The sequence below is a fragment of the Priestia sp. P1_B12_1 genome (genome assembly GCF_056406695.1).
Genome location: NZ_JBFTZR010000040.1, coordinates 1 through 7,114, shown reverse-complemented (window position 1 = coordinate 7,114; position 7,114 = coordinate 1). Strand labels below are relative to the sequence as shown.

Annotated in this window: 7 protein-coding genes; 6 read left to right on the top strand and 1 reads right to left on the bottom strand. The window is 36.3% G+C overall.

Annotation, left to right across the window (positions count from 1 at the left end):
* From AC1D0Y_RS29120 to AC1D0Y_RS29100, 5 genes are all read left to right on the top strand, one after another.
* The coding region (locus AC1D0Y_RS29120) for a PadR family transcriptional regulator (RefSeq protein ID WP_477708399.1) at window positions 1–285 on the top strand (285 nt) is incomplete at its 5' end.
* Window positions 272–1,270, top strand: a complete 999-nt coding sequence (locus AC1D0Y_RS29115) for an HAAS signaling domain-containing protein (protein WP_477708398.1) — start codon at window positions 272–274, stop codon at window positions 1,268–1,270. The genes AC1D0Y_RS29120 and AC1D0Y_RS29115, both read left to right, overlap by 14 nt.
* A gap of 1,370 nt (window positions 1,271–2,640) precedes the next feature.
* Window positions 2,641–2,994 carry a plasmid mobilization protein gene (locus AC1D0Y_RS29110; protein WP_328155156.1) on the top strand — a complete coding sequence of 118 codons (354 nt, stop codon included), beginning with the start codon at window positions 2,641–2,643 and terminating at the stop codon, window positions 2,992–2,994.
* On the top strand, window positions 2,976–4,193 hold the full coding sequence (locus AC1D0Y_RS29105; protein WP_477708397.1) for a relaxase/mobilization nuclease domain-containing protein: 1,218 nt from the start codon (window positions 2,976–2,978) through the stop codon (window positions 4,191–4,193). Before AC1D0Y_RS29110 ends, AC1D0Y_RS29105 begins: the two co-directional genes overlap by 19 nt.
* A gap of 349 nt (window positions 4,194–4,542) precedes the next feature.
* Entirely contained in the window at window positions 4,543–5,157 is a 615-nt protein-coding gene (locus tag AC1D0Y_RS29100) for a helix-turn-helix domain-containing protein (protein ID WP_477708396.1), read from the top strand.
* 334 nt (window positions 5,158–5,491) lie between these two features.
* Here the strand turns inward: AC1D0Y_RS29100 and AC1D0Y_RS29095 are convergent, their stop codons facing one another.
* Window positions 5,492–6,058: a DUF3967 domain-containing protein gene (locus AC1D0Y_RS29095; RefSeq protein ID WP_477708395.1), complete on the bottom strand. Its 567-nt coding sequence runs from the start codon at window positions 6,056–6,058 to the stop codon at window positions 5,492–5,494.
* Window positions 6,059–6,902: 844 nt separating this feature from the next.
* On the opposite strand from AC1D0Y_RS29095, the gene AC1D0Y_RS29090 reads away from it, so the two are divergent.
* The coding region (locus AC1D0Y_RS29090) for a PadR family transcriptional regulator (protein ID WP_477708394.1) at window positions 6,903–7,114 on the top strand (212 nt) is incomplete at its 3' end.

Here is a 7,114-nt window from a genome sequence, read left to right as displayed (position 1 = left end):
TTAAGTCAGTTACGAACACCTCAGTATGGATATTCACTTGTTCAGTTACTTGAGAAATCAGGAATAGTCATTGATCAAAGTACTTTATATCCATTACTTCGTCGTTTAGAAAAACAGGAGTTGGTAACAAGTAGTTGGGATAAGTCTGAAAGTAGACCTCGTAAGTATTATGTTTTAAGTGAATATGGTTTAGAGGTTTTTCTTCATTTAAGAAAAGAATGGATCGATAATTCTAAGGAGCTTTATAGATTATTAAAAGAGGAGGAAGAAAATGAACCTAATTGAGGTTTATATACATGAAGTTACTCGGAGATTGCCTGAGAAAAATCGCGAGGATATTGCGCTTGAGTTACATTCCACAATTGAGGATATGCTACCTGATGATTACAGTGAAGAAGATGTAAAAGAATGTCTAAAAAAAATGGGGAATCCAGCAATATTAGCGAGTGGTTATCGCGACCAGCCAATGCACCTGATTGGCCCCCTTTATTATGATATATATATCACGTTATTAAAGATGATTTTACCAATCGCTGCTGTCATTTCATTGATCTCGATGATTGCTGAATACTTTATAAGGTACCATGGCGAGGAAGCAGTAATAAATGTAATTTTAGATATCTTTGGTTTCGGTATATGGAGAATCATTGAAGTAGGTATGCAAGTGTTCTTTTGGTTGACACTCGTTTTTGCTATTTTAGAACGAACAGCTAAAGGAAAAGGTGAGCAACCATTAACAGCAAGCTTAAAAAAATGGACCCCCGATGATTTGAAGAATATCTCTTATATCCCTAAGAAAAAAACCATTTCAAAATTTGAGGTATTCGGAAGTTTAATGTGGACTGCTATCTGGGCAACGCTTTATTTTTATGCGAATCATCTTGTAGGGGTATATAGAGATAGTGGAAACGGACTTGAATTTGTTACTTCAGCGATAAATCAAGAAGTATTAATGGGGTATTGGCCAGTCGTAGTTATTGTGATTGGTGTCGAAATAGTATTATCTCTTTATAAATTGATAAAAGGACAATGGACGAAAAGAATGGCAATTTCCAATACTGTTCTTCAGCTAATTGGAACCGTTGTGTTTATTGTTATATTAATAAACCCAAATTTACTCAACCCAGATTTTATTACGTATATGACGAATTTATTTACTATGACTGTTAACCAATTTAAATCGTGGATAGTTGGCGCTGGGGTTTTCTGCTTTATAGTATCGGCGGCAATCAGTGTATTCGATGGTTTTCGTAAAGCTAGTATTCGTTAATTTATATTTGTTTATTAAAATAACGAGTACTTAAGTTAAATAAGCACAATAAAAGGATCCTCATTTAATGAAGATCCTTTTCCAATTCTAGTACCGAGAATAAGCATTATGTTAACTAAGGTTATATAATATAGACAGCTTAAAATAGAAAAAACTACTGTTCACCACACAGTAGTTTTAAACCTAATAATAATAAAAGAACCGATTTATTGGAAGAGCAGGAGGATGCTCACTTCTATAGTATGCAAGGTAATGAAAAGAGTTTGGACAGCCTTCCACTTCACCCAATATTTCCACTATATTTTTATTTACTTTCTATAAAATCCATTTTAAAAACCCAAAAATTACTGTAACTCGAACAGTAATCTTTGGGGGATCCAATAGAAGTTTAAGGATGCTAAAATAAATATGGTCAGTTTATAATATGCAAAGCCAGGATAAGTGTGAGGACAAGCCAAATTTATTGTTATATATGTTTTTTTGAAACAAGTTAGACATGCATTACATATACTATTTCGTAACCTTCTAATTAAATTAGCATGCTCCTTAGTCATGTCCCTATTGGTCGGAGTATTGTTTAATCTAAAGATCCTAAACTAGCAAAAGCTCAAATTAATTTTTTGGGCTTTTTTTGTTTTCTGCTTACTAAATTAATTAAGGAAAAATTAAGAGGTAGAGAGCATTATAGCTAATATCTTAAAAATCGCTATTTTTTATACAAGGTACGAGTTGTATTTTTTAAGAAACCCACTTAAAAAATCTCCACTCTCTTCTCCTTGCATAAAAAATTTCGGCAGGTTTGGATCTCTAGCCAAGCCGACATACCCAAAACGAAGGTTATAGGGGATCGGCTTGTTTGAGCAAGTATACCTGCCGAACCGCCTGCTCGGCCGTTCAAAAGTGTTCATCTTACTCCAAGATAAGCAACACTATTAAAAACATAAGAAGCCAGCCTCTACCCCAAAACAAAGGGGGAGATAAGCTGCATTGTCAATGGTAAGCGGACCGTAGGGAGCATTAAGGAATTGACAATGTCTCTGCACCCAAACCCTCTTGGCACTCAAACAAACCCGTTTGTTTGACGCCAACCGGCGAGGGAGCCCCCTCAAAGATTGAGGGGGTTGGGGGGTGTTTGTAGAAGCTATTCCAAAGGAGCTTTCCTTTGGCAGGTGTGGACAGCGTCCGCGGTTTGGCTCCCCCTTGAAAAGGGGGTTGGGGGGATTGTTATGCAAAGCATAACCAAGCTCAATTGGGTACCAATTGTAGAGCTTGCCTTATTCTGACTGTTTGGTGTATTATGGAAGCATACAGCTGGAATTTTACACCAAGTTCACCACGCTCAGTAGGTGAACATAAGGAGGAATAAAGGAATGAGCGAGACGAAAGGCGAGCGTAGGAACGAGCCTAAACAGGTGAAGTTCCGTGTCACTGAGGAGGAATTCGAACGGCTATCGCTGATGGCGGATAACGTAGGAATGACGGTGCCTGCCTTTGTGAAAGCAAAGGCACAGGGTACACGCGTACGGCAGCCGAAAATCAATCGTGAGGGCGCTCTGGCCATCGCAAAGGAATTGCGCGCCGTGGGTACCAATGTGAACCAGATTGCGAGATGGTGCAATGCACGAGACATTGAGCAATTGAGTGAACAGGAGCTTGAGAGATTGGTATACAATCTTGAGGAAATCAAAAAGGGACTGGCTGCAGCATGGCAACAATTAAGCTGAGTACGACGAAAAACGCCAATGCTTTACTGAAGTACGCTGAGAAGCGCGCTGAAGTGTCAAATTCGCTTGATTGCGACGTGGACTATGTAAGGAACCAATTTAAAGCTACAAGGGAAATATGGGGCAAAAGCGGTGGTATACAAGCCCATCATGTGATCCAGTCGTTTAAGCCAGATGAAGTGGATCCCCAGCAAGCGAATAAAATTGGATTACAACTGGCTGAGAAGATGGCAAAAGGTCACGAGGTGGCCGTCTACACGCACACGGATAAGGATCACATTCATAATCACATTGTTATCAATGCTGTGAACTATGAGGATGGCCGAAAGTTTCATGCCCATGGCAAAGAAGCTATTGACCATGGGCGCAAAATAAGTGATGAACTGTGTAAGGAATATGGTCTTTCTATTGTAGAAGAACGCTCGGCCGATGTTCGGTACACATTAGCTGAACAATCATTACTTGAGAAAGGTGAGTCTAGTTGGAAGGATGAAATTAGAACGGCCATTGATCAAGCTAAGGAACAGACAGCTAGTTTTGAAGAGTTCCAGGAACGTTTAAAAGAGCAAGGCGTCCAAGCGACCTTAAGAGGCAAAAACATCACGTATGAGCATCTAGAATCGAATAAAAAGGTACGTGGCACTAAATTAGGGTTGGCGTATGAAAAGGAGACGATTTTACATGGCTTTGAAAGACAAGTTACAAGAGAAAGAGAAACAGCAGGTTCAGCAGAAAGAGGAGTTACAACAGTTACAGCAGTTATACCAAGAAATGATTTTGCGTCTCAGAGCGACAGAGGGCTATCTCTCGACGTTTCTGAAAGAAAACATGAACAAAGAGATGATGATCGAACAGGAGCTCAAGGAGATCAAACAGACGAGCCAAGACGTACAGAGGGAAATGGAATTGACTTCGATGACGTTGCTCAGCAAATTAGAGAACGACATCGAAACACACAAGCTGCATACAAACAAAACTTTGGCCGAGATGAAGACGGCCATCAGAGTGTTACAAAGCGAAATGAAACAGAATCAGGAGTTTCTGAGCAACGAGTTTCAAATAAACAATCAAGCAATCAAGGACGAGCTAGAGAAGATCAACAACAACCTGGGGAGCAAGTTCGACAGCTTGAGCGCGACAGCGAAGGCGGAACTCAGCGAGGTCGAAAAAAACAGCAAGACTATGATTTCGAACGCTAAGTTGGGTGTTGTGTTTAATGGATGGTTAGATTGGGTGAAGTATGGAGCTGGTGCAGCATTCTTTATGGTACCTATGTTCTTCTTGTTTAAATGGTTCTTTGGGTTATTTGGAATTAATTTAGGATAGACAAGTAGTCTTGTGCAGAATTCGTTGAAAAACTGCGAAAAGACTAGAAAAAGAGGGAATTTATTGATAGTGTTGAATTTAGTATAAATGAGAAAAACCGCCCTTGCTTTGGACGGCAGGCGGTTTCTCACACAAGAAAGGGAATGGGTCCCTTATATACATATTGATGTACATATTCTATCATAAGGGACTAATTCCTGCCACATAAGGAGAGGAATTAGTATGGCTAAAAACGAAAAAAACTTATCAAGTTTAGGACAATCTTTATCAGAGGCTAATAAAAAGGCTAGATTGAAAGACCTTCAAAATGAACAAATCTTAAGTCCTGAAGAAATGGAAACAGCCAATGAACTTCAAGCTAAAGCTAATGCAGCTGGAATGAAGTTAGTTCCCCAAAGGAAAGTTAAAAACAAAGCTCGTTTTGTTCAAATAATACAAGAGAATTGGGCTTATCTTCAAAGCATAGGTTATTTAAAAAATGAAGAAATTATATTTCTAATGAGCTTGATTCCTTTTATTGGATTTTCATCTAATGCTATTGTAGATGACCCTAAAAAGAAACAACCTATACCTTTGACACAAAGAGCTGTAGCACAAGCTTTGGGTACAAGTGAATCAAAGGTTAGTAGAGTCGTTAAATCTTTATATAGTAAAGGAATTATCGCACGCTCAGAAGGTTATGTAGAGGATAATAACGTTAAAACTTACGCGTTGTTTATTAATCCTCATGTTCTTTATGCAGGCGATCGAGATAAAATAGAAGAAGGTTTGAAAATTCAATTTGTAAAGTTAATGAAGTCAAAAGTTTTAAGTAAACTTCCGGTTAGATTTTTCTAAAAGACTCTTTTATAAGAGTCTTTTTTTATTTTCAAACCAGTTTCGTACTTATCAAATTTGATAAGTATACTTATCAAATTTGATAAGTACGAAACTACTATAAAATCCTTTATTATCAATGGGTTAACCTACTTTAGTGATGTTATACCTTCTCACTCTCTATTAAATAGCAATTCGCTGATAGAATTGCAAGAGTCTTTTTTTATTTTTTTCGTTAGAAGAAAATAAAAGCCTTAAGGCTTAAAAAGCTGTCTTAAGACAGCTGGATAATTATAAATTTCGTGTGTTACATTTTTACAACACACGAAAAAACTACCCAATTAATTTGAGTAGTTTAATCTAACCATATTTGCCACCATTTCTTTTTAGCTTGATCTTTTGACAAGCTAGTAGCCATTTCTTTTTGTGATTCTTGAACTTCCCTCAATGTTGTAATTAACGTCTTATCTCGTTGTTCTAAACTATCTTTTATGTATGCTTCTTGTTTTAGAAATTGTTTTTTAAAGTCCTCTTGTTGCTTTTCTATAATCTCATTTTGATTTTTTACTAGCTGTTTTAACTCGTCTAATTCAGTCATAACGGTTGTGACGTGTTTCGATATAACCGTTATATCTTCTGTTGTAGCAGTTATATCCGTTATATCGGTTGTGTCCGTTATAACTTTATCTTTTATAATTTCTTTTACAGCCTTCGGAACGGTCATGCCTTTTTCATTTTTTAAAAGCATTAATTCTTTAAATAAATTTATATCATCTTGTGAAAACAAGAGTTGTCCTTGCTGATTACGTTTAAAGTTATAACCATGTTCTTCAAAAAGTAAATAATATTTTTTAGCAGTTGAAGTAGTAACTCCAATAGCTCTTGCTAATCCTTCTACTTTTTCATAGAATTCCATGTACATATCAGTTATAACCTCCAATTTATTTAGGATTATAACTAGTATAACACCCTCTCAAAGGATATTAGTGTCTTTAATAAAATAAAAAGTGGTAGGAATTTTGGAAATGAGAAAGATAGCAAAATGATGATACAAGAAAAGCCCTCAAACTTAATAGAGGGCTTTTCTATATGTGTGGTTATCTAAAGTTTTGATAAAAGATGGATGACTTGTTCTTACACAATATAATATGATTTTATAAATTGTCCAGTGACAGTGAAAAGGTAACAAAATAAAAAACCACCCAGTATTTGCAGGACAGGTGGCTTTTTACTATAAAATGCATGTGCAGACATATAATAACAGATTTTTGCTGAAAATACTATATTTTCTCATGCGAGCATATGTATAAAAGGTGCACTTTTTATACATTCTTTCAGTAATCACCTTTCGGAGAAACGTTGGCATATCAAGGATGTATAAAAAGCTGCATAATTCATAATTGAGACCCTTTTAGAATCCTTACTCCCATAAGGGTTCTCTTTTTTCATGTGTTCCGGAAAGAGTGATTATGTTAACTAACCTTGTATATCCTATACAGCGTAAAAACAGAAAAACCACCTTAGCCCTGGGTGGTTTTTCTGTTATCCATATTCCATTAAAGAAAGAATGCCTTATGGCATCTTGAGTAGTTTGCTCAAGATAAAGAAAGATATTCGTTTTGTATACTTATAACGTGCTCTATAGAAAATAAAACAATATAAATTTAAGATTGTTTCTATTGTTTTTGTAACAAATTTACTGTACGATACATAGTATAAATCATATACTGTATAACATATAGTAAAAGTGAAAATGAGGTGTAGGAATGAATACTTTATTAAATTCATTAACAACAGAGCTTAGAAGAGGAACGTTGACATTAGCTGTTTTAAGTCAGTTACGAACACCTCAGTATGGATATTCACTTGTTCAGTTACTTGAGAAATCAGGAATAGTCATTGATCAAAGTACTTTATATCCATTACTTCGTCGTTTAGAAAAACAGGAGTTGGTAACAAGTAGTTGGGATAAGTCTGA